Annotated in this window: 25 protein-coding genes and 3 pseudogenes; 19 read left to right on the top strand and 9 right to left on the bottom strand. The window is 51.6% G+C overall.

Features of this window, described 5'->3' with window-relative positions; all coding sequences use genetic code 11:
• Positions 1 to 60: 60 nt before the first annotated feature.
• Together CVV30_12195 and CVV30_12190 are read left to right on the top strand one after the other, a co-directional pair.
• On the top strand, positions 61 to 516 hold the full coding sequence (locus CVV30_12195) for a hypothetical protein (protein PKL68092.1): 456 nt from the start codon (positions 61 to 63) through the stop codon (positions 514 to 516).
• Between the two features lie 75 nt (positions 517 to 591).
• Entirely contained in the window at positions 592 to 846 is a 255-nt protein-coding gene (locus CVV30_12190; protein PKL68091.1) for a hypothetical protein, read from the top strand.
• Between the two features lie 108 nt (positions 847 to 954).
• Here the strand turns inward: CVV30_12190 and CVV30_12185 are convergent, their stop codons facing one another.
• Positions 955 to 1563 carry a hypothetical protein gene (locus tag CVV30_12185; protein PKL68090.1) on the bottom strand — a complete coding sequence of 203 codons (609 nt, stop codon included), beginning with the start codon at positions 1561 to 1563 and terminating at the stop codon, positions 955 to 957.
• 195 nt (positions 1564 to 1758) lie between these two features.
• On the opposite strand from CVV30_12185, the gene CVV30_12180 reads away from it, so the two are divergent.
• A complete protein-coding gene (locus CVV30_12180; GenBank protein PKL68089.1) occupies positions 1759 to 2238 on the top strand; it encodes a hypothetical protein in 480 nt (159 codons plus the stop codon).
• Between the two features lie 17 nt (positions 2239 to 2255).
• Here the strand turns inward: CVV30_12180 and CVV30_12175 are convergent, their stop codons facing one another.
• The 3 genes from CVV30_12175 to CVV30_12165 form a co-directional block, all read right to left on the bottom strand.
• Complete coding sequence (locus CVV30_12175; GenBank protein PKL68088.1) at positions 2256 to 3335, bottom strand: sodium ABC transporter permease; 1080 nt, start codon at positions 3333 to 3335, stop codon at positions 2256 to 2258.
• Positions 3332 to 5137, bottom strand: a complete 1806-nt coding sequence (locus CVV30_12170) for a PrsW family intramembrane metalloprotease (GenBank protein PKL68087.1) — start codon at positions 5135 to 5137, stop codon at positions 3332 to 3334. Before CVV30_12170 ends, CVV30_12175 begins: the two co-directional genes overlap by 4 nt.
• A 79-nt stretch (positions 5138 to 5216) precedes the next feature.
• Positions 5217 to 5411, bottom strand: coding sequence for a hypothetical protein (locus CVV30_12165; protein PKL68086.1), 195 nt, complete (start codon positions 5409 to 5411; stop codon positions 5217 to 5219).
• A gap of 51 nt (positions 5412 to 5462) precedes the next feature.
• On the opposite strand from CVV30_12165, the gene CVV30_12160 reads away from it, so the two are divergent.
• Positions 5463 to 6353: an ABC transporter ATP-binding protein gene (locus tag CVV30_12160; protein PKL68085.1), complete on the top strand. Its 891-nt coding sequence runs from the start codon at positions 5463 to 5465 to the stop codon at positions 6351 to 6353.
• A gap of 199 nt (positions 6354 to 6552) precedes the next feature.
• Positions 6553 to 7071, top strand: coding sequence for a hypothetical protein (locus tag CVV30_12155; protein PKL68146.1), 519 nt, complete (start codon positions 6553 to 6555; stop codon positions 7069 to 7071).
• A gap of 8 nt (positions 7072 to 7079) precedes the next feature.
• Here CVV30_12155 and CVV30_12150 read toward each other — a convergent pair whose 3' ends face one another.
• Complete coding sequence (locus CVV30_12150) at positions 7080 to 7259, bottom strand: hypothetical protein (protein PKL68084.1); 180 nt, start codon at positions 7257 to 7259, stop codon at positions 7080 to 7082.
• Between CVV30_12150 and CVV30_12145 the strand changes: the two are divergent.
• The 4 genes and pseudogenes from CVV30_12145 to CVV30_12130 all read left to right on the top strand — a co-directional run bounded on the left by CVV30_12145 (position 7258) and on the right by CVV30_12130 (position 10479).
• A pseudogene (locus CVV30_12145) lies at positions 7258 to 7659 on the top strand (hypothetical protein). The gene CVV30_12150 and the pseudogene CVV30_12145 overlap by 2 nt on opposite strands.
• A gap of 540 nt (positions 7660 to 8199) precedes the next feature.
• Positions 8200 to 8685, top strand: a pseudogene (locus tag CVV30_12140) (histidine kinase).
• Between the two features lie 282 nt (positions 8686 to 8967).
• A pseudogene (locus CVV30_12135) lies at positions 8968 to 9438 on the top strand (hypothetical protein).
• 474 nt (positions 9439 to 9912) lie between these two features.
• Positions 9913 to 10479, top strand: coding sequence for a hypothetical protein (locus tag CVV30_12130; GenBank protein PKL68145.1), 567 nt, complete (start codon positions 9913 to 9915; stop codon positions 10477 to 10479).
• A gap of 75 nt (positions 10480 to 10554) precedes the next feature.
• Here CVV30_12130 and CVV30_12125 read toward each other — a convergent pair whose 3' ends face one another.
• The gene (locus tag CVV30_12125) at positions 10555 to 10920 is read right to left on the bottom strand and encodes a PemK-like protein (protein ID PKL68083.1); all 366 of its coding nucleotides are present in this window, start codon (positions 10918 to 10920) and stop codon (positions 10555 to 10557) included.
• Positions 10921 to 11002: 82 nt separating this feature from the next.
• On the opposite strand from CVV30_12125, the gene CVV30_12120 reads away from it, so the two are divergent.
• The 3 genes from CVV30_12120 (at position 11003) to CVV30_12110 (ending at position 14858) form a co-directional block, all read left to right on the top strand.
• On the top strand, positions 11003 to 11569 hold the full coding sequence (locus CVV30_12120) for a hypothetical protein (GenBank protein PKL68082.1): 567 nt from the start codon (positions 11003 to 11005) through the stop codon (positions 11567 to 11569).
• Between the two features lie 175 nt (positions 11570 to 11744).
• Positions 11745 to 12185 carry a hypothetical protein gene (locus CVV30_12115; GenBank protein PKL68081.1) on the top strand — a complete coding sequence of 147 codons (441 nt, stop codon included), beginning with the start codon at positions 11745 to 11747 and terminating at the stop codon, positions 12183 to 12185.
• Between the two features lie 198 nt (positions 12186 to 12383).
• Positions 12384 to 14858 (top strand): hypothetical protein, encoded by a 2475-nt coding sequence (locus CVV30_12110; GenBank protein ID PKL68080.1) that lies wholly within the window; start codon positions 12384 to 12386, stop codon positions 14856 to 14858.
• A 172-nt stretch (positions 14859 to 15030) separates the two neighbouring features.
• Here the strand turns inward: CVV30_12110 and CVV30_12105 are convergent, their stop codons facing one another.
• The gene (locus CVV30_12105; protein ID PKL68079.1) at positions 15031 to 15432 is read right to left on the bottom strand and encodes a HEAT repeat domain-containing protein; all 402 of its coding nucleotides are present in this window, start codon (positions 15430 to 15432) and stop codon (positions 15031 to 15033) included.
• Between the two features lie 244 nt (positions 15433 to 15676).
• On the opposite strand from CVV30_12105, the gene CVV30_12100 reads away from it, so the two are divergent.
• Together CVV30_12100 and CVV30_12095 are read left to right on the top strand one after the other, a co-directional pair.
• Entirely contained in the window at positions 15677 to 16012 is a 336-nt protein-coding gene (locus tag CVV30_12100; GenBank protein PKL68078.1) for a hypothetical protein, read from the top strand.
• Between the two features lie 93 nt (positions 16013 to 16105).
• A complete protein-coding gene (locus CVV30_12095; GenBank protein PKL68077.1) occupies positions 16106 to 16855 on the top strand; it encodes a hypothetical protein in 750 nt (249 codons plus the stop codon).
• 275 nt (positions 16856 to 17130) lie between these two features.
• Here CVV30_12095 and CVV30_12090 read toward each other — a convergent pair whose 3' ends face one another.
• Positions 17131 to 17400: a hypothetical protein gene (locus CVV30_12090; protein ID PKL68076.1), complete on the bottom strand. Its 270-nt coding sequence runs from the start codon at positions 17398 to 17400 to the stop codon at positions 17131 to 17133.
• 291 nt (positions 17401 to 17691) lie between these two features.
• Here CVV30_12090 and CVV30_12085 point away from each other — a divergent pair, with 291 nt between their 5' ends.
• The 4 genes from CVV30_12085 (at position 17692) to CVV30_12070 (ending at position 20758) form a co-directional block, all read left to right on the top strand.
• Positions 17692 to 17949 (top strand): hypothetical protein, encoded by a 258-nt coding sequence (locus CVV30_12085; GenBank protein PKL68075.1) that lies wholly within the window; start codon positions 17692 to 17694, stop codon positions 17947 to 17949.
• A gap of 235 nt (positions 17950 to 18184) precedes the next feature.
• Positions 18185 to 18559, top strand: a complete 375-nt coding sequence (locus CVV30_12080; protein PKL68074.1) for a hypothetical protein — start codon at positions 18185 to 18187, stop codon at positions 18557 to 18559.
• 52 nt (positions 18560 to 18611) lie between these two features.
• A complete protein-coding gene (locus CVV30_12075) occupies positions 18612 to 19454 on the top strand; it encodes a hypothetical protein (GenBank protein PKL68073.1) in 843 nt (280 codons plus the stop codon).
• A 635-nt stretch (positions 19455 to 20089) separates the two neighbouring features.
• Complete coding sequence (locus CVV30_12070) at positions 20090 to 20758, top strand: flavodoxin family protein (protein ID PKL68072.1); 669 nt, start codon at positions 20090 to 20092, stop codon at positions 20756 to 20758.
• Positions 20759 to 20869: 111 nt separating this feature from the next.
• On the opposite strand, the gene CVV30_12065 is transcribed toward CVV30_12070, so the two are convergent.
• A complete protein-coding gene (locus tag CVV30_12065; protein ID PKL68071.1) occupies positions 20870 to 21442 on the bottom strand; it encodes a rubrerythrin family protein in 573 nt (190 codons plus the stop codon).
• Positions 21443 to 21613: 171 nt separating this feature from the next.
• Between CVV30_12065 and CVV30_12060 the strand changes: the two genes are divergently transcribed.
• Positions 21614 to 24883, top strand: a complete 3270-nt coding sequence (locus tag CVV30_12060) for a hypothetical protein (protein ID PKL68070.1) — start codon at positions 21614 to 21616, stop codon at positions 24881 to 24883.
• The last annotated feature ends 55 nt before the right edge of the window (positions 24884 to 24938 follow it).

Here is a 24938-nt window from a genome sequence, read left to right as displayed (position 1 = left end):
CTATAAAGATCTCCGTTATCTTTGGCCCCCGAACCTCCACACTTTCGCGTCGCGTGCCCGATGCCCTTTTTATTATTCCAGTCATCCCTAATTAGTGGAGATTTACTGATGGACCAATCTGTGGAAATGCAAGCAATCAAAACAACCATCCGGGAAATGAACCGGTGCTGGACGGAATCGTGGGACGAGACACGGTTCCGGGAATATATTCATCCCGAAGCAGTCGCCATCGTGCCCACCACCCCCGGGGTTCTCGAGGGGCAGGATGCTTATGTTGCCGGGTGGAGAGGTTTTGTCGAAGCGGTAACGATCCACTCCTGGGATGAGAGCGATCACCGCATACGGATCCACGCGTGCGGGTCCAGTGCGGTTGTTACGTACCGGTTCACTATCTCGTTCACCATGAGCGGACAACCCGTGACAATGAAAGGCAGGGACATGTTCTTCCTTGTCAGGGAATCGGGACGATGGCTTGTTGTTGCCGACCAGTTCTCACCGGAACCCCCGGGTTCGTAAGTACTGATGAATAAAAAATCCTGCAGATGCCAGCGGTATTAATCATTTCAGGGTTCAAAATTAAGAAGATCATTCATGGATACCATTGTTCTCATCGGTTACATTGCCGGGGCGCTTACAACAATCGCATTCGTCCCGCAGGTAGTCCGGGCATGGAAGCTTAAGGAGACCCGGGATCTCTCGCTTACCATGCTCATACTCTTTGCAGCAGGTATCCTGCTCTGGACCTGTTACGGGATATGGATCGAATCACTGCCTGTTATAGCGGCAAACGCGATCACGTTTGTCCTGGTTCTTGTGCTGCTTGGCCTGAAGGTCCGGTACAAATAATTTTTATTTAATAACGGTCTGATAACGGACCCGGATCCTGAAAATCTCTAAAGATTCAATGTTAAATTTTTTAAAAAAGATATTTACGGGATACTATAGGGGGAAATTTCAGTCCTCAAGAAGCACGAGGCAGCTGCCGATCTTGTCGTGCAGTCCCTGCCGCTTCTGGGTAAGCCCAATCATCAAAAAACCGATAAAGATGATTAAGGCGGAGATAAATTTCCCGAAGTGGCGGAGTGTGACCCGCGCAAATGTAGGTTTGTTGCCCTCCATATCGGTTACCATGATGTGCATCAGCACTTTTCCGGGTGTTGCCTGGCTGCGGGAGGATTCGAACCCGGCAAAGTAGAGCCACGGTATCACGATGATGAGCATACCGAGGGCCGCAACGATAGGGCCAAAGGCGGCATCCGCGGTACCCGCTTCGGTGAGTTCCGATACCGGAGCGCCCTGCGCAGCGATATAATACGCGTACTTGATACCATTCGTCATTGAGAAGAAGGTGATCGTGACAATTCCAATAAGGAGGATGAGGATTGCATCCACAATGAACGCGATAAACCGCCTGCCAAGACCCGCATACACGCCGACTTCCGGCCCCTCTTCCTCTTCAGGAACGATGACGGGCTTTACCGGAAGGGATGCGATATCAAACCCGCACCACTGGCAGAATTTTCCCGATGCATCGGTCTCTTTTCCACATTTAGGACAGAACATTCCCTGTTACTCCTGATACATAACGTTAAACCGGGTGTCCTTTTTAATTTAACTGTTCTTTCCTTGTATTTTATCTGTTTTTTCCATGCCGGATCAGCCAGAGATTGAGGAAAACCGATATCTTGGCAGTCTGGTTCGTATCAGCTCCATTCCCGAGCGCAAATCAGAAATATATACAAATTGAAAGCAATTCCTATGAAAAATGCCCTTTTCCTGCTTGCCGCACTCATGCTCGTATTTTGTGCGCTCTCTGCCGGTTGTACGAGTCCGACCCAGGCAGAGATCAAACCCGAAGTCACCCTCACCCCTCTGCCAACCTCTGATGTCACCACTTCCCAGACAACCGGGGTGACCACTCCCATTACCGTTGATACGCTTCCCCCCGAACAGTTTGTTGATCTCCAGCTTACCAAAGAGCGTCCCGACTATACCCTGCACCTGCTGTATAATGGCGGGAAAGGAGAGATATCAGTCCAGAAAATTATGATGAAGGTCACCCTGTCTGATGGACAGGTCATTGAGCAGTACATGAATGACGGACAGCGAAAACCCCGGCGCGGCGATGAGCTGGTGATACAGGGCACAAGGGGAAGCGACCGGGTCGAGGTCTTTGTGAGCAGCGCGGGAAAGACCTACAAGGCTATCGACCGGCCAATGATCATTACATTCGTTTAATATTCTTTTTTTTATCCTCATCCCGCGTGGTGTGATTTCCCGACCCGTTCCGCATATTTCTGGGTCAGGAATCCCAGGATGACGATGATACCTACCGTTGCCGCGAGCACCAGCCATTGCTCGGGACCCGCAGTGCCAACGGCAAGCCGGGTGAGCAGGTTGAGCGGGTTTGAGGGCAGGGCCAGGGTAAAGAGGATCACGACTACCAGTGCAGTAGAGAAGATGAACTGTGCTGCCGTCCGCTCGCGGTAGTGCAGAGCAGTCAGGGCACCCAGCAGGATCAGGATGAGTGAAGTGACCACGACCTGTACCAGGATCAGCCCGGCGTTTTCGATGGCAATGCCATTGGCCATGAGGAGCAGCAACCATGCCCCTGCCTGAATGGGCACCAGCAGTTCACAGGCCAGTACCTTACCCCAGACCATCTCGGAGAACGTGATGGGAGTCGAGATCAGGGTCTCCAAGGTCTCGTGCTGGTACTCCTCGGTGATGAGATCGATGACCAGCGCGGATGCAATGATTGCCGGCATGAAGACCAGCAGGGGGATCAACAGCCCGTACACGAACTCGTAGAAGTCACCGCCCCCGCTGGTTTTGGGAACCTGGAGCGGGACCGGCTGCTCGCTGAGCCGGAACGCCCGTACTGCCCGGAGATCTTTTTCATATTTCAGGAAAATATCCTTGAGTTTCACATCAACGATCGCGCTCTGGAGATCATTGGTCAGCGAATAGAGCGTGATCTTGACCGGTTCATCCGCTGACGGGGACGTATCGGGAACATAGATCACTGCGGAAAGTTTTCGCTCTTTTAACGCAGCAACCCCGGTAGAGAGATCCATCGGGTAGACCCGGAAATCCGGGCTGCTCTCGAGATATTCACGCACTCCTGAATCATTGCCGGCATAGGCGATGTTGTACTTGTAATGTGAATATTTCGAGAGCGAGGAGGGGTCATACATGGAGGTGAGCCCGACCATGAGGAACGATGAGAACAGGGCGATGAAGAGCTGGAGCAGGACTGCCAGCAGGATCGTGCGCTCGTTGAACAATCCCCGGAACTCTTTCTTTGCAATAATGGACAAGTGACGTGCTTTCATCCGAGCCACCCCAGGATAAAGTAAAGGTTATACAGGCAGTGAACGGCAGTAGCGAGCACAAGCCCGATGGCCAATCCTTTCCGCCCCCAGAATTTCAGTGAACACGCAACGATCAGCACGCCCACAAAATGCAGGAGCAGGGGCATCCAGAGTACGCCCAATGACAGGAAAAGGATACTGCCAAAGACCGATTCGGTGATCTGGGCGAGCGTGATGAAGAGGAGCAGTTTTTCTGCAACCAGGAACCCGATCGCCGTTGCTGCGCAGGCAGCGATCAGGTTCTTCCAGGTAAAAAATGCCGGATCCTGGGCATAGAGGGTGTAGATGCCAACACCTTTTGCGCATTCTTCGATAAATGCGGCAAAGATGAGGAGGAGCACCAGGGAATACGGCATGGGCAGGTTGAAAAAGAGCGTGAGGCTCATCAGCTGCAGCATGAACACAAACGGTATGGAGAACCCGGTCAGCAGGAAGAGGGAGAGGAACGGGTGCCTGCGGGAAATGATCTCAGAGAGGAACTCGCGGATCCGCGGGAGAAGTTGTTTTTCGGAAAAGAGCCGCTCCTCTTTGAAATTTTTCATCCCGATATAGAAGAGCACCGCCCCGGTCAGCCAGAAGAGCGAGGTGGAATACAGGTAGTCGGTGACGGTCCAGGGGGTGTTCTGGACAGAAAGCACGATCAGGGTCAAAGGGGAGATGAGAGAGATGACGTGCACGTTTGCAAAGATGCTGGGGAAGAACAGGTACGACGTAGCAACGGTCGAGAAGAAGATCGAGATGAACGAGAGTTCCTTGAAGCTCCGCGAGACCATGCCGATCAGGAGCGCATTTGCAAGGAAGAAGATGATGACCGGTATGAGGGGGAGAATGATGATGAGGGGCGCCCGCACGTAGAGCGTGAGCGCAGTGCAGATGGCCACCATGCCGATAAAGTAGGGGATCATCTTTCCTAGGATGATCGATGAGGAAGCCACGGGTGTTGAGAGCAGGACTTCGCCTTTTCGTTCAATGCGCTCGTTCATGATGCTCATCATGAAGAACTGCGAGGTAAAGTAGAGCGGGAAGATAAACACGAAGACGAGGATAATGGAGTCAAACGGCAGGGGGGGCGAGAGCTGCGATGGAGTCTTGAAGCTGCCCATGGTGCTCTCCGATGAGAGAACTTCGGTGTAGCGCGAGATCTGGGTATTCTTTGCGCTGGTCTTGACCAGTTCCTGCCGGAGTTCCTCCTTGGTAAAATCCAGAGAGGGTGACGGTGTGGGAACGGTACTAATAGCGCCTTCAGGTACCGGTGCCGCACGACTGGGGGCAGCCTGCACGTACTGGCCTGACTGGGTGGATAAGAAGCTGAGTTCGCTCTTCACGGTCTGGACATCGATCCAGAGCGGGTACGCGGCGAAGAGGTCCGTCTCCCGGTTATAGACCGTGTTGACGTATTTGGCATAATCGCGTTCAAGCGTTTTTTGTGCCGCTTTTGCCCGTTCTGTCGGGCTGGTGTACACTTGCCCGTTGAAAATGATCAGGTCATAGGAGTTCCTGTCGTTCACGAGGGTGAATGCATCTGCCTGGTATACGGAGAACCGGGCATCGCTTGCAATCAGTTCTGCGATCTTGGGATCCTCCACGCCAACGACATACATGCCGTCCTGGAGATGCATGCCCGTCTGGGCGGCAAAGCCGGTTACGGCAACCAGCAGGACAAAAAGAATAATGGCAAACGGCAGTACATCCCGGCTCATCATGGTGAAGGATTTTTTCACTTCCCATCGCGCTATGGTCGAGATGTCGGTAAGCCTGCCCATACGAGGTATAACTCCTTAAAATTCACCGGTTTTTCTGCAATGTTCCCGCGGTAGTTATAGTACAGTGTAGTATTTGGGATTACACAAATAGTACTCGGTGCAGATACGGGGTTGCAGGTTTCCCCACAGGGGGACGGTGACGCACTACCCGTGAATCTCCCGTCATTGCAGTTCCGGTAATACTTTTGCTCTCTGCCCGGCTCCCCATGAGAGCACCTGACGGTTCATGGAGAAGATCCCGATCCCGGTTCCTGAACCTGATCGGGTACGCCATCCCAATCTATATCTTTCAGTCCACCCACATCTGATTGAAAGGCAACCACGCATGATAACCGCCCGCAACCTCACCAAGAATTTTGATGGTTTTATGGCACTGGATGGTGTCAGTTTCGAGTTCGAAGACGGTGAGATCTTCGGCATCATCGGGCATAACGGGGCGGGCAAGACCACGCTGCTCAAGATCATATCCGGTCTTATTGCTCCCACGTCAGGAGAACTCCTGATCAATGAGATCGATGTAGTGAAAAATCCGATCGCGCTCAAGGAAAATCTTGGCTACCTTCCTGAAGAGTCCCGGCTCTATGAGACGATGACTGCGGAGAATTACCTCGCATTCTTCGGTGAGATCTACGGACTTTCCCCGCAGGAGATTCGCGTCCGGTCAAGCCAGCTCTTTGCTGCACTGTCGTTGGAACCGGAGGGAAAAAAGATCGGGGAGTTTTCCAAGGGGATGAAAAGGAAGGTCGCGATCGCCCGGTCGCTCATCCATGAACCCAACTTCCTTGTCTATGACGAAGCCACCAGCGGCCTTGACCCGATGACCTCGCGGTTCATTGCCGATTACCTGCGCACGCTCAAGAATGAGGGCAAGACGATCGTGCTCTCGGCGCACAACCTCTACCAGGTAGAGGCTATCTGTGATAAGGTGATGATCTTAAAACGCGGGAAGATGGTCGCATTCGGTACCATGAAGGAGCTGCGCGAGCAGTTCGGCTCCCTGACGTATACGATCTTCTTTTCTGTCGATAATCCCGGCAAACTTATCGGGCATTCCAAGACCTACCGGCAGGAAGAGGGACTCTTTGTGTGCGATGCGGAGAATATGGCCGAACTCAATGAATGCACCGGGCTCATTGGTGAAGCGGGGGGCAAGGTCGAGAAGATTGAGTCGCGATACCCGTCGCTTGAAGAGATGCTGGTCAAGATCGGGAAATAACCGTCAGGGTTCACCCGATTTTTTTCAATGAAGGTGAAGATATAAGAGACAAAGATTACCTTTATATCCGGATTTTTTTTGAGTTTTTTTAAGGATCGCAAGAGGGATTCTAATGACATGCGCATCAGCACCTCATGGCAGGTCTGGCCGGTTACCGCACACTCTTTTACCTTTCCGGGCAATCTCTCACTGACCGATGATGACAAATCCCGCAGTCTTTGACCGAATGACCGATGAAGAGAAACGCGAATACCTGGATTTCCTGCTCTGGCACTACCGGGTCGTAGACGCATTCTGGTTCATTTATGTTGCCGAACAGTACGGCCAGCCGGTTGCCGAGAAGATCAATGAGCAGGTGTGGGGCAAAGCCGGCGGGATGGCAGCAAAGGATCTCGTGCAGCGGTTCGGCATTGCCGAGAAGGGACTCTCCGGGTTTGTCAAAGCACTCCGGTTGTTCCCGTGGGCGATCATCGTCGATTATACGATTGAGGAAAAAGAGGATGAAGTGATCATCACCGTGCCGTCATGCCCCACGCAGGAAGCCCGGCTCAAACGGGGACTGGGAGAGTATGTCTGCCGCGAGATGCACCGTGCAGAGTTCACGAGCTTTGCCCGGATGATCGATGAACGCATCTGCGTGGAATGCGTGTTTGCACCGCCCGATCCCCATCCCAAAGAACTGTTCTGTAAATGGCGTTTCTATCTTAAACCGGAATAAACCCTGTTTTAATCTTTTTTGTCCAGACTCCTGTCCAAATAAGGATATTTTAATACTGTAAAATCGTTCTGTACTATGTATTGCCCGATGGGAGTGCTCTGGACAACACCCGGTTTGCCAGAGTGCTTACTTACCCCATGTGAAAAAATGTGAAGAGTCAGGTACTGCCATAAGGTATATTTTTTCATGTCCAGTCCGGTGCACAGGATCTCCATTCTCTATGTCGATGATGAGGAAGCACTCTTAGACATTACTCAGATCTCTCTCGAAAAAAACGAAGATTTCTCTGTCAGCACTTCACTCTCTGCAGAGGATGCCCTCCGTACAATGAAAGACCGGGCATTTGACATCATTGTCTCTGATTACCAGATGCCGGTAATGGATGGTATTGCCTTTTTAAAAGCCGTCCGCAAGCAATTCGGGGATATCCCGTTCATTCTCTTCACCGGCCGCGGTCGGGAGGAAGTTGTAATCGAAGCCATCAATAACGGGGCAGACTTTTATCTCCAGAAGGGCGGGGACGTCAAGTCACAGTTTGCCGAACTCTCGCACAAGATCCGGCAGGCAGTGGCCCGGCGGCAGGCTGAGCATTCCCTGGTCGAGTCGGAAAAGCGCCTTGCCGATATCATTGATTTCCTGCCCGATGCCACGTTTGCGATCAACCGCGAAGGGTTCATCATCGCGTGGAACCGCGCCATCGAGGAGATGACCGGTTGTCCCGCTTCAGCAATGCTCGGAAAAGGCGACTATGAATATGCAATCCCTTTTTACAGCCAGCGGTGCCCGATCCTCATTGACCTGATCTTTTCATCGGACGATGAGATCTCAAAGTTCTACTCGAATATACTGCGTGAAGGTGTATCCCTGACCGCAGAAACAAATCTTCCTCACCCGAAAAGCAGCCCGATCACGGTCCTTGCCAGGGCAAGCCCGCTCTATAACCGTGAAGGGGAGATCACCGGTGCCATTGAGGCCATCCGTGATATCACCGGGCGGAAGAAAGCTGAAGATGAGCTGCGGTCCGCGTACGAGCAGATCACCGCAAGCGAGGAGGAGCTCCGCGGACAGCTCGATGTGCTGGCAGAGAGCGAGAAGAAGATCCGCGAGAGCGAGGCACGGCACCGGTTCATGATCGGTTTCTACGAGAAGACCCGGGGCCCCGAGCAGGAACTTCTCGGTTATGCCGTTGAGGGCGCAGGCGCAGTGACCGGCAGCCCTATCGGGTACCTTGCTTTTCTCAGTGATGATGAGAGCGAACTGACCATGTATGCCTGGTCGAAGACGGCGATGAAGGAATGTTCTATCCGGGACAAGCCCATCACATACAAAACCGAGAAGACTGGTCTCTGGGGCGAGGCGGTGCGACAGCGTCGTGCAGTGATCACCAACGATTATGCTGCCCCGAACCCGGCCAAGAAAGGATACCCGGCTGGACACCCCGAGATCGTCCGGCACATGAATGTCCCGATCATGGACGAGGGACACATTGTTCTCATTGCGGGTGTCGCAAACAAACCTGCAGATTATACCGAGGGGGATGTCCAGGAACTCACGCTTCTCATGCAAAGCCTCTGGCAGGTCATCAAACAACGCCGGACGGAACAGGCGCTCAAGAAGAGCGAGGAGAAGTACCGCGAGCTGGTGGAAAATGTCAACTCCGTTATTCTCACCCGGGACAACCGGGGGGCCATCACCTTCATCAATGAATTTGGAGAACGGTTCTTTGGCTATACTCTCGACGAGCTGATCGGCCGGCAGGTTGTTGGCACGATTGTCCCTCCGGTAGAATCTACGGGAAGGGATCTTGTCCAGCATCTCCAGGATATCAGTGCAGATCCTGAAAAATTCCGCAACAATGAAAATGAAAACATAAAAAAAGACGGTTCGCGGATCTGGATGAAATGGACAAACCGCGCCATCCTGGACGAGAACGGGAATCCTGCCGGTGTATTGTCTGTTGGGATTGATATCACCGAGAAAAAAGCAGCGGAAAACGCCCTCCTCGAAAGTCACGAACGGTACCAGGCACTCTTTGAGCTGGGCGGCGAGGCCATCTTCCTTTTTGATAAGGCTACCGGCGCTATTCTTGCTGCAAATACCGGGGCCGCGGAGATGTACGGTTATACCCGGGAAGAACTCCTGCAGATGCGCAATGCAGATCTCCTGGCTGAGCCGGAGCAGACTGTGCAGGTCACCATCAACCCCCCACCGGGCACCGAAGTGATCCCCCTGTGCTACCACCGCAGGAAGAGCGGGGAAGTATTTCCTGTGGCGATTCACGGGCGCGTGTTTAACTGGAAAGGAAATAATGTCCATGTATCGGCTATACAGGACATCACGGTACGGCAGAATACGGAAAAAGCACTGATTGAAAGCGAGCAGCGGTACCGTGTCCTCGCGGAGCATGCATTTGACGGGGTAATGGTCCAGGACTTTTCCGGAACGATTCTCTATGCCAACCCCCGTATTGTAAGCATGTTTGGGTTTTCCGGCGCAGAAGAGATCCTCGGGCAGAATGCATTATCCCTGGTTGCCCCGGAAAGCCGGACCATGGTGATGCGTGATATGCAGAATGTCATTGCCGGCAGGGGCGGCCACATCCAGAAATACAAGGCAATGAAGAAAGACCGGACTTCTATCCTGATAGAATCTGTCGGTACCAGCATAACGTATCGCGGAGAGTCGGCCAATATCATCGCACTGCGTGACATTACCGATCGCGAACGCGTGGAAGATTCCCTGAGACGGGCAAATGCCAAGCTGAGCCTGCTCAACAGTGTCACCCGCCACGATGTGAACAACCAGGTTCATGCCCTGCTGGGGTATATCCAGATCGCCGGGATGCAGAACACCGATCCGATGGTGACCGATTTCCTCAGCAAGGCGGAGGTGGCCGGGAGTCATATCACCCGCCAGCTGGACTTCACCCGCATGTACCAGGACCTCGGTCTCAAGGATCCCCAGTGGCAGGACCTGCGCAAGCTTGTTGACCGTGCGGCTCCGAAAACCATCGAGTTCATCAATGACAGCAGGAACATTGAGATCTTTTCGGACCAGATGCTGGAAAATGTCTTTGTAAACCTGTTTGACAATGCGATCCGGCATGGCGATCACGTGACCCGGATCGCAATCTGGTGCATGGAGGCGGAAAACGGGATTCTCATCGTTGTTGAAGACAACGGTGCCGGAGTCCCGCTGTCCCTGAAAACGAAAATCTTTGACAAAGGTTTCGGGAAACATACCGGCTTTGGACTCTTTTTAGCCCGTGAGGTGCTTGCCATCACGGGCATGTCCATCCTTGAGACCGGGGTACACGGGAAGGGTGCACGGTTCGAGATCTATGTCCCGAACGGCACCTTCCGGATCGTGCCGAATGATCCCTTTGCAGAAAAAGAGACGGGATCCTAAACATTTCAATGCCTGCGTTCACGATGCCGGTATGCCGTAAGAACCAGCCAGTGCATTTCGTGAGAAAACCGGGAATTACCCGAATCTCTTTTTTGCCGGTTTATGGTCTTTTGCCGGTTCCGGAACCTGTGCAGTAATTTCGGCAATGGACTCCTGCGTGAGCCTCCCCCGCTTGCCAACAACATCTCCGACACGGATGGTCCGGATACGGGTGGTAAGAACGTAACTTTCTGCAAAAAGATCGAGCCCGCCTTCGGAAAAATCGTCCAGTGAGATTGGTATGCACGGTGCATCGGTCGGTGGCCGGCTGCTGACCGGGCAGATCTGCACGTTCCCGTTTTCTGTTGCCGAGATCACGATGGCCGGGCGCGTCTTTGCCCCGCCCCGCTCCTCAAAAGCAACCGGTGCAAGGATGACATCGCCCCGCAGGTAACGCCCCATATCCTAAGTAATCCGGCACCATCGGGCATAAGCCGATTGATCCGTCAAACGCAGGATTTTTCTTCCCGCGTGGTTCATTCACATGCAGGAACACACCATGAGAAAAACTGATACAGTGGGAGAAGCTGCACCAACAGCGCATGAGGCGTCGCTCCTGATGGGAGCAACCATGGCGATATCCATGATCGGGATATTCCTTGGCATTTTTTTTATGTTTATCAACATTGACACCACGATCAGGGTTGCCGCAGCGATTCTTGTCGGGTGTGTGGGGTTCATCAGTTTCATCCGCCATTCCGTGTACTACCGGTCCGACCAGATCCGGATGGGCTGGCGGCAGGATCATCCCGAATTCCAGCTCGAGGTAGGGTACGCAAATCTTGCGCTCGGCATCTGGGCACTTGTTGCCGCAGCGCTCAACTGGGGGTTGGTCTGTGGCGTAATGCTTGCCATCTACGCAACGTACCTCCTCTGCACCCTTATCCTCCACCTCACTGAAGCTCATGCATGGGAGGAGCTCCACAAAACAGCACACCGCTCACGGGCGGTCCGCAGCGTAATCTCAACCCTGTTTTTTGTACTGGTGCTCTTTGGTTTTGCAGCGATTGCGTTCGCCCGGGAAGGGGTACTGCCGTTTGTGCAATTGTAATAGAAACTCCCCTTTTTTTTGACGAGGATTCTGGTACATGTGACCCCCTCGGCATCCCTGAATAAGTATCAGTTAACCTAAAATGCTGGAAAAGGGATTTGCGCCATCATCTGCATAGCAGATGTGCATCGCAAATCCCTAAATAAAAATCTTTCAGAATATCGTGGGAATATCTATGCCGGACAGTCTAATTCCCGACAGAAAAAATGGCGGAGTTTCTGGCCCCCACGGGATCCCCCCCGATGCACAGCGTCTTTATCAGCGGGCATCTGAACTTTCAAACCAGGGAAAGACCGAGGATGCGTTGCAGTATTTCAAACAAGCCATTGAAATTGCACCGAACTATACGCACGCACTGCACGAGATAGGGAACTGCCTGTATGAACTTGGCCAGCAGGAAGAAGCAAGCATCTACTACAGCCGTGCACTTCAGGAAATTGGGAATCGCCTGTACGAGATTGGCAGGTACGAAGAGGCGATGGGCCGGTACTGGGTGGCGATCGGCCGGTATGAGGAGGCCGGCAAATATTATAATCCGAAGTTTTCACAGGACACGGTTTCCAAAGAAACAGGCCGGGAGACTAATCCGGAGTGTAAGAAAGATAGTGACTATTAATGGGAAATGGTACCGTGATTTGCAGGAAACAAAATAAAAAGAACGCAGAGATCAAAAATAAAAATCACTAAAAAATTTAAAATTATTTTTTTCTGATATCACAAGATTTTAACATTCATTTTATGTCAATAAAATCTAATATTACCTTGCAGTATTGCATGGCATATTCTTTTATAATTACACCCCCTGTTCCACTTAATGGATAACCCCCCGGAGCCCTTAAAAAAAATTAAAACTCTCCTTCGGCTTCATCATACCGGGCTTACGATAACTGATATTGCAAAAAAATTAAAGCTTAACCGGAACTCTACTGCAAAATATCTTGAAATGCTCCTCATTTCGGGGGATGTGGCACTCAGTGCGTACGGACCTGCAAAGGTCTACACTATCTCGCACAAGATGCCAGTATCGGCCATGCTCAAATTTTCTGCGGATCTCATCATTATGATCGATCAGGAAATGCGCTTTCTCGATGTAAACGAGAATGCTCTCACCGTTCTTGGATTATCCAGAACAGATCTGATTGGCAAAAGAGTGGAAGAGCTTGACTCTCCCCTCATCTCCCGCCTCTCAATCCCGGATGTGTTTGAGGAGATCCAGATTACCGGGGAAGTCCAGCGGGAATTTGTCGTAACCCGGCAGAACAAAGATTACCATTACCGGGTCCGGCTCATTCCTACGGTATTTGATAACCGGGAAGAAGGGATGACGATTATCGGAGAAGACATCACAGATCAGATCCGGTTTGAAGAGCGGCTGATGGTCTCTGAAGCTCGGTTCCGTGCCATTGTTGAAGACCAGACCGAGTTCATCTGCCGGTGGCGTCCTGATGGCTCTATCACGTTCATCAACGAGTCCATGAGCCGGTATATCGGAATCACCTGCCTTGCCATATGCGGGCAGAGCTTTTTTTCCTATATTTTACCTGAAGATCAAATCCTTGCACAGGAAAGTATTGCCCTGATAAACAAAAACCGGCAGGTCCAGTCAATGGAGATACGGCTACTGGACAGATCCGGGCAGTACCGCTGGTACCAATGGAATACCCGGGGGATATTTGAAAATAACGGCTCCCTTATCGAATGCCAGTCTGTAGGGCGGGACATAACCGAGCTTAAACGGTCACAGGAAGCACTCCGTCAGAGTGAATTGTTATACAGGACAATTCTCGATAATATCCAGGATGTTTATTATCGCTGTGATAAAGATGGCAAAATTATCATGGCAAGCCCATCACTATTAAAATTGACAGGATTTTCCTCTCTCAACGATCTTATCGGGTATAAAATTACTGAAAAATTGGCTCTTTTCCCGGAAAACCGGAATAAATTTCTGACCACAATTTACCGTGAGAAAAAAGTTACCGATTACGAGGGAACCATAAAAAGAATGGACGGGTCAACGGCCATTGTGTCCATAAACAGCCAGCTTGTGTGTGATACCGCGGGGAATGTAACCGGGATTGAAGGAATTTTAAGAGATATTTCTGCACGGAAACAGACAGAAAGGGCACTAAGGGAGAGTGAAGAACGGTACAGGAATGTGGTGGAAGACCAGACTGAATTTATCTGCCGGTTCACTCCAGATGGCATCATCACGTTTGTCAACGATGCCTACTGCCGGTGTTTTGGATTAGACAAAAGAACCATTATAGGAAAAGTCCACGAGGTGCTTTTACCCGCTGAAGATACCCGATTAATGAAAAAACATCTGGCATCTTTAACCCCGCAAAACCCATCAGGTACGATCGAACACCGCATACTCCTTCATGAGGGAAAAATACGGTGGCACACCTGGACAGATCATGCATGTTTTGATGCAGAAGGAAACATCACAGAATACGAGTCCGTTGGCCGCGACACTACCGAAAAGCATGAACAGGCCCAGAAAATCCGTGAAAGTGAAGAACGCTTTCGCATGATGACCGAACTCTCCCCGTTTCCTATATCCTTTATTGACAGTTCTGGCGATTTCCAGTACCTGAATAAAAAATTCGAACTCCTTTTCGGGTATACCATTGAAGATATTCCTACCGAAAATGTCTGGTTCTTAAAGGGATTTCCCGATATTACTGATCGCATTAACGCAATCCGTACCTGGAAACAGTATCGCGGGCATGTCGGGTGGAACAATGAACGGCCGCTGATATTTCCGGTCACGTGCAAAGACGCGACGGTTCGCCAGATCCATTTCTGCCCGATTACTCTTGCAAGTGGCGAACAATTTATTGTGTACGAAGACCTGACCGATAAAGCTGAATCAGACCGGCTCCGTTCCGTCCTTGCTTCTATTGTAAATTCATCAAATGACGCAATTATCGGGAAAGGAATTGACGGTACTATCCTGAGCTGGAACAGAGCTGCGGAACGATATTACGGTTACCTCGCAGAAGAGGTGATCGGAAAGTCCATTGATCTAATTGTTCCGCCGGAATTACGTGATCAGCTCTCACTCTTCCTCCGGAGGGTTGGAACCGGAGAAACCATCGACCGTTTTGATACGTTACGGCTGCGGAAAGATGGATCGCGAATTGAAGTGTGCGTCACCATTTCCCCCATCAAGGATGAAGAAGGCCACATTATTGGTATTTCCACCATTGCCCAAAACATTGCCGACAGGAAAAAATCTGATGTAAACCGGATGTTCAGGCAACAAGTACTTCACCGGCGCTAAGTGGTATCAGGTCATATGTAAATTAAGTCAGCAGCAATCGGGAAACCGGATCAGCAAATAATTTTGCACGTAGCCGGATGGAAAGGAAATCCGTAAAGAGGCTTAAAGCAAAATTTGTCAGAACATTCTGAAGAAGAAAATAAAATTATGGTATTTGAGGCGATGTCAAATATCAGTGTGAAGGAGATCCCGTAGGGTTCGACCCCGCTGGCCGGGGGGATATCTTCTCCAGTGCTTCTTCTGCAGCCACTTTTACATAGCCGTTATCTTTTTTGAGGACTTCCTGCAGGTTCTGTATAGCTTTAGGATCCCCAAGCTTCCCCAGTGCTGCTGCCGCTGCGAAGCGAACGTCCTGGTCCGGATCTCTCAGGAGTGATATCAGGTGATCCACGGAATGGGTGGCACCAATATTTGCCAGTGCATCGGCTGCAAGGTACCTGACCCAGCGGTCCTCATCGCCGAGTGCCTGGATGAGGAATTCTGTTGCCGGCTGCCCGAACTTTTCAAGATTCACAACATTTTTCCACCGTTCAATATTGTTTTTATTTGCAAGTGCTGCTACTGTATTCTGCATAGAACAACTCCTCCCCCACCGGGGGTTGAAAAGTAGTCCAACAGAGAGAATAATCAATATTTGCCAGATATTATTGCATGGCGAATATGAGAAGCAGAGAGTGACTCAGGAATATCGGTACACGGTGAAAAAGGAGCATACTTCGCCTGTTTAAAATCAGGGAGAAATGTCGATAACCTTGAGTGGAGCCTCCCATTAACGAAATAACAGAATCCTTAATGCCCCGGCATCCCATTGAACAGTAATGGCCCGGTGCGATCGCTGTGGAAACGAAGTGGCGCTCCCGTTCTCCTGCCAGTACTGCGGGGGAAACTACTGCGCAGAGTGCCGGCTGCCGCCCAACCATGACTGCGTCAATATCGCGCTGTGGAACAGCAAGCCCGGCCCCGCTGTCGGAATATCCTACGGGAAAGGCGGCAGGGCAACTCCCACAGGCGGCGGGTATATTGCAGGCCCGCGACGCTCTTTGGAAAAGAAACGGGCAGAAGGGATCCCGTACCTGAAGATCATGATCGCAATTATTGTCCTGATCCTTCTTGGGCTCGCCGGGCTTGTGCTGAGCGGGTACCCGCTGCAATAATTTTCCTCTTTTTATGCTCCCGCCGGGCGGCATCGATCCCCCGCTTTGATAATTACCGGAGTCCCATTATTCACACGAGAGGAATTTGGTTCCATGCGTCCGCTTCATCTTCTGGTCATTGCGAGTATCTTTGGTATCCTGGTTCTTCTGGCCGCTGTACTGATCCTCACGAGCCCGGCTCTGGTACCTGCACCCGCGAGTCCACTTGCTGGGGATGTGAAATATGCCCTTGATACCCCCCTCCCCGGCCCCCGGTACTATACCGGTGTTGATTTTGATACGCTGAAATCGAATGATCATCTCACGGTCATACCGCTGAAAGGTTACCGCCAGCAGGTGACCAATTACAGCTGCGGAGCAGCAGCCGCGATGACGGTGATGTCCTGGTACAAACATCCGGTAAATAATACCGATGCCGATGAGGAACGGATTGCCCGGGAAATGTACATCAACGTTTCTGAAAAAACCGGCATCAACCCGGAACAGCTTGCGGCATGGTTCAACCGGCAGGGCATGAACGCGAGCTGGGGAACCGGCGGGACCGGCGAGATGCTGCGCAACAACCTGAAAAACGGTATCCCGACCATGGTGGAATGGATGGACTGGGGCGGGCACTGGGTGGTTGTTGTCGGGTATGATACCCGGGGAACTGAAACGGTCTGGGACGATGTGATCATCTTTGCCGATTCCGTGGACTGCCACGATGACCGGGTGGATGGAATCACGTATGCGAACTACGGTCAGTTCGATGCCATGTGGTTCGATGCCCATTATTTCCCGGAGAATATGCGGGAGCGGGCGTATGTTGTTGCCGTACCGGGCAGCTCCTGTAACCCCTCCTGAAAAAAGCACTGCTTTTCCCCTTCCCGGTACACGATTGCACCGGGGAAAAACGACCGTCAGGTAAAGGGGATGTCCTCTTTGCAGAGGATGTTGCCGGAAAAGGACACCCGGCCCGGGTTATCGGCACGAAACCCTGTCGGCAGCACTTTGTGACGCTGACCTGATCAGGATCGAGTACCACCGGACTTTTTTTTCTTAAAAACCGGCTCGAGATGAGCACTTACCAAAAGGGTCAGGGAAGTTTATCCCGGATGGGTAAGCACACAAAGATATGATTAAACGGCTGCTGCTTTCTGGAGCAGGAGACGACCGTTCGATGTAAGCCGGAGTACGATCTCCTTGCTGGATTTTCCCCCATCGAGATAGCGCTTGGAGAGTAAGATACGGACATTTGACCTGATGCTGCTCTCGCCATGATTGGGGAGAAGCTGCTCTACGACATGGGTGATATGACATCCCTGGTTATCACCGACTGCCTGTAGAATGTGAATATGGATAGGATCAGGCACAAAGACTTGCGGGGCTTCAAATGATATCGATTCCATAATTCAACCTCGTTATTGGATTAACCGCATACAGATTTCCCTCTGTGCAGGAACCTGTGAACGTGTTATCATACTATTATTGGTTGTATGAGATGAAGTAACCATTCATAAAAAAAACCCGGCAAAATATTTTTTTATAATACCCGGTCTATCGGGCCAGTGATCGTGTGCAGTGCCGGTCATATCCTGTTGTTGACCAGGAATTTTTACAGGAAATTCCCCCGTGATCCTGAAAAGTCTCATGTTCCGGTTGGCCGGACATATGGCAGGAAATGCTCACCCCCGCAATGAGTGCCGGTGCGCAGGGTCGTGTTCCCACTCAATGCTTTTATCCGTCTGAGTGATGAAAAGAAATGTATGACAAAGAAAGAACACGTGATGAAAGTTGTTGACGAATCAACCGGTCTTATGGAATGCCTTGTGTGCGGGGCAAAGCATAACGCGGTAATGAAACCCGGTGCTGACGGGAAATTCCTGCCCGAGAACTGGGAGTGCGTTAACAAGTGCAGGTTAATCCATCACGATGACGCATCGTCCCCCAAAAAATAATTCTTTTTTTACATCTGTTTCATGGTCAGGTTTCTCTGTTGACCGGTGCCTGTTTCCCTCTTTAATAATTGATCCAGTCCGCGGGTAATTTTCCCGGGTTTTGCCGCGTGTCCGTCATTGTAAAAAAATTTCCGGAAAAACCCGACCACAAGGCATTCAAGAGTCTGCGTTTTACCAAAAAGATGGAGAAAATGCTGCGCAAGAGAAAATCCCGTTACGGGAAGGTTGCCTGTCCATGACCCGCGGGAAAAAACCGGAAGCGGCGATTGCAGAGGCCAAAACATTTGCAGAGCGGATGGGATATCGCTGGATGGAAAATTCCCTTGAAGACTTACCCTATGATCTCCAGATCTTCAAGCCCAAATCATTCCGTGTAGTGAAAGTAAGGCAGACCCGGTATCATATCGATCCGAACGGCTTTTACGACCAGCAGTTCCCGGACGAGGTTGCGGGCCTGCGCTTGCTGCCGTTCCCGCAGTTTATCCTCAGGGAGCTCTGGCTGCGCACCCAGCACGAACGGGTCTGGCGCCGGCTCATTGTTTATGATCTCTCGGTTGCTGAGATTGAATGGTGGGGACCGGATGATTATACGAATCCCCATGCGAGATGATCGCGGGGGAGACGGGAGCCATCATCCGGCTTTTCCTTGTCGCGCGAAAAAGATGAAGCCCCGGTTTTCTGGCGCTCTTTTTTTTATTCGCGGTAAAAATTACCTGAAATTTTTCACAATCTTTTTTGCGGATTACCGGGAAAACCTATGGATGGATACATCTGAATTTACGGCCGGGCACCGGAACAGTCCCGCCCTGAAGCTGATCACCGGCTTTTTTTGGATCATCCTTGGTGCAGCAGTCCTGCTTGCCCTGATGATCCTGCTCCTTCCCGACAAGCTCTTTCTTGCGCTCAGCAACTACCTCCAGATCATTGCCGCGATTGCCGGGGCCCTGGTGCTCCTGTATGTCTGGCACCGTGACGGCGGACCGGAATACCTGCTCTATGCTGCGGGTGCTCTCGGGCTCTGGGGGATTTCAAACATCGTCTGGTACATAAACATCCTCATGGGCCTGAGAAACGAAGTTTTCCCGAGCCTGATCGATATGGGCATTATCGCTTCGATCATGATCCTCTCGATCGCAATCCAGAAAGGATTTCCCCGGAAACAGATCGCACCGCATATCCTGCTGGGGATTCTTATCCTCTCTCTGGCAATTCCCGTTGGTGTGCTGGTGACAACAGGCATCAGTGCAGCTGCACTGGTTACGCTGCTCTACTTCTTTGCCTGCGGATCGCTGGTCATTACCGGGCTGAACCACTCGTTAAGTGAGCACCCGAAAATCCTTGCCGGGATACTCCTCTTTGTGATTGCGTTCCTGATCTACCCGCTCCGGGAGATGTTCCTTATCGCAAACCCGGTCCTGCCGGTGATCGGCACATTCGTTGCTGCCGGTTTCTCGCTGATTGTCATCGGGTTAGTATCGAATAGTACCCCGGCAACAACAGCGTGATCAGCAGTGCCGGGAAAATAAAAATCCCAAATCCTTTTTTCACGGATAGTCCAGGAGAAATTTTCCAGCCTGTCTGAAACCTTTTGGGGGGATTTGCATATTTTTCATCATTTCCCTCTCCAGGAATTGCCCCTTTGGAGGGATGTTTCCCGGGCAGAAAATTCAGCTTCTTCTTAATGCGGGTGCCGGAACCACCTCTAAAATACTCCAGCCTTTTCACGATCTATTCTCCGACGGAGACCCGTACAAAGAAACCTGCCCGGGAAATTCTCCAGTGGAAGTGGTGCCAACGCCCGACAAAATTCTTTGTTTAAATCGTTATTTTCGAAAAATAGCCGTTTTAATCCGAAAAAAACCGTGCAATTTAGCGGGCTTTGGATGGGCCGGGAAAATGGCACAATATTACAGGTCATCCGGAGCCGCATCCTGCTTCCGGAATACAATGTTGCCCGAAAATAAACCCTCTTCCCGGGCAGCAATAAAAAAGAGATTAAAACCAAAAAAGGGTGATATAATGTGTTTTAAATCGCAGTTATGTCCTTGTAATCCCCATAACCTGACCAGAGATCAGCCTTTTTTATCCCGCATCCTCATTACCCCCGCCGCCCAACTCTTGATCAGGAGCATACCAGACCATGAAGATCCTTGCCATCCACGGCAGCCCCCGGACAATCCGGAGCACTACGCGAAAATTCGCAAGCTTTGTGCTTGAAGGAGCCGCAGAAGCCGGTGCAGAAACGGAGATGATCGATCTCTGCGATGTACGGGTCACCCCCTGCACGGCTTGCGATGCCTGCTCGTTTAATGGCATATGCGTGAATGATGACGATGTCCCGATTATCGTTGAGCGGATGAAGGAAGCGGACGGGATCGTGTTCGCGTCACCGGTGTACATCGACAATGTCTCCGGCCAGATGAAGATCTTTTTTGATCGGCTCGCAGATGCAATCCATTACCAGGTACTTGCAGGAAAATACGGCTGCTCTGTTGCAAGCACGCACACCTCTGGTGGCGATGAGGTTGTGGCGTACCAGAACCATGTGCTGAATTATCTTGGCGTGATTACAGTTGGAGGTATCAGTATCGCAACGGCCGGGAACGCAGAGACCATTGACGCTGCGGAACCTTCCGCCCGGGCGCTTGGGAAGAAACTCGCAGAAGCGATCCGGGATGGTTTTTCCGATCCGGAACAGGAAGAAGAGATTGCCGGAAACCGGGAATTTTTCCGGGATATTGTTATCGAGAACCGGGATTTCCGCACCGAAGAGTACGAGCGGTGGATGCGGATGGGCTGGATCAAATAAAAAATTCAGTCCGTCCAAACAGAAAAATCCCGTTCGGATTCCTGCAACGAAGGGAATCTTTGCATTCAGTTACAAAAAAAAAATTTAAAAAACTTTTGTTCTAAAAAATAATTAATAATTCTCAGCCGCAATCTCGTAATATGCCTGAGGGTGATCGCAGACCGGGCATTTTGCCGGGGCGGTTTTCCCGCTCTCGACAAATCCGCAGTTCCGGCAGTACCATTTCACCGGAGTTTCGGCCTTGAATACGGTTCCTTTTACCATATTTGCATGAAGTTTTGCATACCGGGCCTCATGGTGAGCCTCAACTTTTCCCACCATCTTGAAGAGGTGGGCAATCTCTTTGAAACCCTCCTTCTCTGCAGTTGCAGCAAAACCCGGATAGAGCGTGCCCCACTCCATCTTCTCGCCCGCAGCAGCAGCAGCAAGGTTCTCTTTTGTTGTTCCGATCATACCCGCCGGGTAGGCTGCGGTGATCTCCACATCCCCGCCTTTGAGCTCTTTGAAGAAAAGTTTCGCATGCTCTTTCTCCTCTTCAGCCGTTTGCAGGAACATACTTGCAATCTGTTCGTATCCTTCTTTTTTTGCTGCACTGGCAAAAAACGTGTACCGGTTCCGCGCCTGTGACTCACCGGCAAATGCGGCGAGCAGGTTTTTCTCGGTTTTGCTTCCTTTGAACTCCATGGTTGACTCACTCCTCAAAAAAACCATTCCTGTCCGCTCTGTATTCTTCTCCGGAGCGGGAAGCCTGGTACCAGTTGTATACCTGTCCCGGGGGAATAATCCTTTCATCAGCCCGTTTTCGGCTGATTTATATATATTGCATTTCAGACCTTGGTTCGAGCATCGTAAGCAATGTATAATGTCCTTTATATCGATGACGAAAAGGCACTTCTCGACCTGGCCCGGGTTTATCTGGAACAGTCCCCGGAATTTTGCGTAACAACCCGGACTTCAGCACAGGAAGCGCTCGACTCCCCGCTTATCAGCACCTGCGATGTGATCGTTTCGGACTACCAGATGCCGGGCATTGACGGCATTGCCCTGTTAAAAACCGTCCGCGAGCGGTATGGTGATACCCCCTTCATTCTTTTTACCGGGCGCGGACGCGAGGATGTCGTGATCGAGGCGATCAATAACGGCGTGGATTTTTATCTCCAGAAAGGCGGGGATCCCAAAAGCCAGTTTGCCGAGCTTGCGCACAAGATCCATATGGCCGTGGAACGCAAACGGGCCATGGATGCCCGGCTGGAATCAGAAGCACGATTCGTTACATTCTTCAATGCAAGTCCTGTCAACCAGCTGATCTTCGATTATTCGACCGGCAAGATTATTGATGTCAATGATCGCCTCCTCAAAGAGATCGGCATGCACCGAGAGGATGTCCTGGGAAAGACCGGCACTGAACTCGGTGTGATCCTTGATCCTGTCCAGAAATCCCACATCCTCGAACAACTCGAGCGGGAGGGAACCATCCAGAATGCCGAGCTGAATATCAGGATCCCGGATGGCCGGACCTGGTCCACGCTCACCTCCATGACCCGGGTAAAGGTTCATGGGCAGGAGCTTGTCTACATCCAGTCCTTTGATGTAACGGCGCAGAAAAGGGCGCAGCAGACCATCGATGCCCTCCTCAATGCACCTCCTGATGTCTCTTTTATGGTCGACAGAAATGGGATCATTCTTACTGCCAATCATGCAGCTACGATCCGGTTTGGCCTGCCGGTGGATCGCCTCAAAGGTATGGATGCGTTTACGCTCATCTCCCCTGACCTTGCCAACCTGCGGCGGATGAAAATCAACGAAGCGATCGCAACCCGGAAACCGCTGGTATATCTTGACAACCGGACCGGGCGATCCTATGAGAACCATCTCTACCCGGTCGCCGGGTCGGAGGGAGATGCCGATGCGGTCGCAATCTATTCCCATGATGTAACCGAACAGCGGCAGGCAAAAGAAGCATTGAAGAAATCCGAGGAAAAGTACCGGCTCGTTGTTGAGCACAGCCACGATTCCATCTACATCTACCGGGACAACCACTTTCTCTTTATCAACCAGCAGGCCGAGGAGATCAGCGGGTACCCGCATGAAGAACTCATGAAACGGGAACTCTGGGATTTCATCCACCCGGAGGATCGCGAGCGGCTGAAAGAAGCGGCAGCCCGGAGATTTGCCGGTGGGCACGTATCTTCAGCTTTCCAGGCCCGGATTCTCCGGAAGAACGGCGAAGTGCGTGATGCGGAATTTTTCGTTGATCTAGTTGAATTTCTTGGGAGGCCGGCGATCCTTGGCATTGCCCGCGATATCACGGAAAAGAAGCAGGCAGAAGTGGTGCTTCGCGAGAGCGAACTGCGGTACCGGAAGATCCTGGACACCATGCAGGACGCCTATTTCCGTACCGACACTTCCGATCGCATCAACATGGCGAGTCCTTCTGCCGTCCGGATGTTCGGATATGATTCGGAGGAGGATATCCTTGGTATCCCGGCCATTAACCTGTATGCATCCCCTGAATTCAGGGACGAAATGCTGCAGGACTTAAAAAAAGAGGGCAGGGTAGTAAATAGTTACGGGGAAGGGTTGCGAAAAGACGGCACCCCCATCTCGGTCTCCATCAATGTCCAGTATTACCGGGATGACCAGGGCAGGATTCTCGGAACCGAGGGCATTGTCCGGAATGTCTCCGACCAGAAGGACATCTGGGAGGCGCTCTGTGATAGCGAGGCACGGTTCCGGGGCCTCACCGAGCAGTCGCAGGATCTCATCATGCTCTTTGACCGGAACCTGCGGAATATCTACGTAAACCCGATAGTAGAACGGGTCGCGGGCATTTCCCCGGGGCAGTGGATGGGAAAAACCCACGGTGAGACCGGGTTCGAACCCGAAATTGTTGAGTCTTGTGAGCGAGCCCTGCGGGAGGCATTTGCTACGGGAAAAGAGGGCCGGATCGAGCTCAGGCTTCCCTCCTCCGGACTCTGGCTCGATTGCCTTTTAGTCCCCGTCCGTGGACCTGATGGGATCGTTACTGAGGTTATCACTTCTTCGCGTGATATCACCGACCGTAAGCGGGCTGAAGAGATGCTGCTGAAAAGCAAAGAGGATTACCGGCTTATTATCGAGAACATGCAGGACGTCTTCTACCGCACAGACCGGGAAGGCGTCATCACCATGATCAGCTCGTACGGTGCCCGGATTGTAGGCTATGACAATCCTGCCGATATCATAGGGAAGATGCGGGCGACCGATTTTTATGCAGATTCCGATGAGCGGGACGTGTTCATGGGGTATATCCTGAAAAATAAGGTTGTCACGGGATATCCCCTGACCTTAAAAGACCGGTCCGGGGAACTGCACTATGCGACAGCCAGCTGCCGTCTCCTGTATGATGCTGAAGGGAACATAAACGGCATTGAAGGAATCCTCCACGATGTCACCCATCTCAAGCAGGTGGAGGATGCCCTGCGGCAGGCCAACCGGCAGATCAGGCTCATGACCAGCATCACGCGCCACGATATCCGCAACCAGCTCCTTGCCCTCAACGGCTGGCTGGAACTGTCCCGGGAATCGGTCGATGATCCCCGGCAGATGCTGGAGATGATAACAAAAGGACAGAAGATAGCCGGGATCATCGGCCAGCAGATCAACTTCACCACCGTATTTGACGACATGGGAGTAAAACCCCCTGCGTGGCAGGACCCGGCTGCACTGATCAGGAGCACGGCTGCGTCTCTTCCGTTCAACAGGGTGCGGCTGGAAATTGATCTTCCCGGTATTGTGCTGTTTGGCGATCCCCTCCTGGAAAAAATCTTCTATAATCTCTTTGATAACGCGCTCCGGTACGGTGGAGAACGGATGACCTTTGTCAGGGTTTTTTCGCGGCGCGATGATACGGATTTAATCCTTGTTGTCGAGGATAATGGTACGGGAATTCCGGCACAGGACAAGGAGCAGTTGTTCGACAGCGGGTTTGGGAAGAACACCGGCCTGGGCCTCTTTTTGGTAAAGGAGATCCTGGCCATTACCGGTATGACTATCGGTGAGACGGGAATCCCGGGGAAAGGAGCCCGGTTCGAGATCCGGGTTCCGGCAGGTAGATATCGTGTTGACGGGACCGGATCACCGTGATAGTACATCTCTTCCGGCACGGTTTTTTTATAGCGTTTTTCCCGCTGATCCATAA

It is taken from the genome of Methanomicrobiales archaeon HGW-Methanomicrobiales-1 (assembly GCA_002839675.1).
In the GTDB taxonomy this organism is placed as follows: Archaea; Halobacteriota; Methanomicrobia; order Methanomicrobiales; family Methanospirillaceae; genus Methanoregula.
This window is presented reverse-complemented; position numbering and strand designations above follow the sequence as displayed.

Coding starts and splice junctions, on each gene's coding strand:
- CVV30_12195 (PKL68092.1), top strand. CDS start 61: ATGCCCTTTTTATTATTCCAGTCATCCCTAATTAGTGGAGATTTACTG.
- CVV30_12190 (PKL68091.1), top strand. CDS start 592: ATGGATACCATTGTTCTCATCGGTTACATTGCCGGGGCGCTTACAACA.
- CVV30_12185 (PKL68090.1), bottom strand. CDS start 1,563: ATGTTCTGTCCTAAATGTGGAAAAGAGACCGATGCATCGGGAAAATTC.
- CVV30_12180 (PKL68089.1), top strand. CDS start 1,759: ATGAAAAATGCCCTTTTCCTGCTTGCCGCACTCATGCTCGTATTTTGT.
- CVV30_12175 (PKL68088.1), bottom strand. CDS start 3,335: ATGAAAGCACGTCACTTGTCCATTATTGCAAAGAAAGAGTTCCGGGGA.
- CVV30_12170 (PKL68087.1), bottom strand. CDS start 5,137: ATGGGCAGGCTTACCGACATCTCGACCATAGCGCGATGGGAAGTGAAA.
- CVV30_12165 (PKL68086.1), bottom strand. CDS start 5,411: ATGGCGTACCCGATCAGGTTCAGGAACCGGGATCGGGATCTTCTCCAT.
- CVV30_12160 (PKL68085.1), top strand. CDS start 5,463: ATGATAACCGCCCGCAACCTCACCAAGAATTTTGATGGTTTTATGGCA.
- CVV30_12155 (PKL68146.1), top strand. CDS start 6,553: ATGACAAATCCCGCAGTCTTTGACCGAATGACCGATGAAGAGAAACGC.
- CVV30_12150 (PKL68084.1), bottom strand. CDS start 7,259: ATGAAAAAATATACCTTATGGCAGTACCTGACTCTTCACATTTTTTCA.
- CVV30_12130 (PKL68145.1), top strand. CDS start 9,913: ATGCAGAACACCGATCCGATGGTGACCGATTTCCTCAGCAAGGCGGAG.
- CVV30_12125 (PKL68083.1), bottom strand. CDS start 10,920: ATGGGGCGTTACCTGCGGGGCGATGTCATCCTTGCACCGGTTGCTTTT.
- CVV30_12120 (PKL68082.1), top strand. CDS start 11,003: ATGCAGGAACACACCATGAGAAAAACTGATACAGTGGGAGAAGCTGCA.
- CVV30_12115 (PKL68081.1), top strand. CDS start 11,745: ATGCCGGACAGTCTAATTCCCGACAGAAAAAATGGCGGAGTTTCTGGC.
- CVV30_12110 (PKL68080.1), top strand. CDS start 12,384: ATGGATAACCCCCCGGAGCCCTTAAAAAAAATTAAAACTCTCCTTCGG.
- CVV30_12105 (PKL68079.1), bottom strand. CDS start 15,432: ATGCAGAATACAGTAGCAGCACTTGCAAATAAAAACAATATTGAACGG.
- CVV30_12100 (PKL68078.1), top strand. CDS start 15,677: ATGGCCCGGTGCGATCGCTGTGGAAACGAAGTGGCGCTCCCGTTCTCC.
- CVV30_12095 (PKL68077.1), top strand. CDS start 16,106: ATGCGTCCGCTTCATCTTCTGGTCATTGCGAGTATCTTTGGTATCCTG.
- CVV30_12090 (PKL68076.1), bottom strand. CDS start 17,400: ATGGAATCGATATCATTTGAAGCCCCGCAAGTCTTTGTGCCTGATCCT.
- CVV30_12080 (PKL68074.1), top strand. CDS start 18,185: ATGACCCGCGGGAAAAAACCGGAAGCGGCGATTGCAGAGGCCAAAACA.
- CVV30_12075 (PKL68073.1), top strand. CDS start 18,612: ATGAAGCCCCGGTTTTCTGGCGCTCTTTTTTTTATTCGCGGTAAAAAT.
- CVV30_12070 (PKL68072.1), top strand. CDS start 20,090: ATGAAGATCCTTGCCATCCACGGCAGCCCCCGGACAATCCGGAGCACT.
- CVV30_12065 (PKL68071.1), bottom strand. CDS start 21,442: ATGGAGTTCAAAGGAAGCAAAACCGAGAAAAACCTGCTCGCCGCATTT.
- CVV30_12060 (PKL68070.1), top strand. CDS start 21,614: ATGTATAATGTCCTTTATATCGATGACGAAAAGGCACTTCTCGACCTG.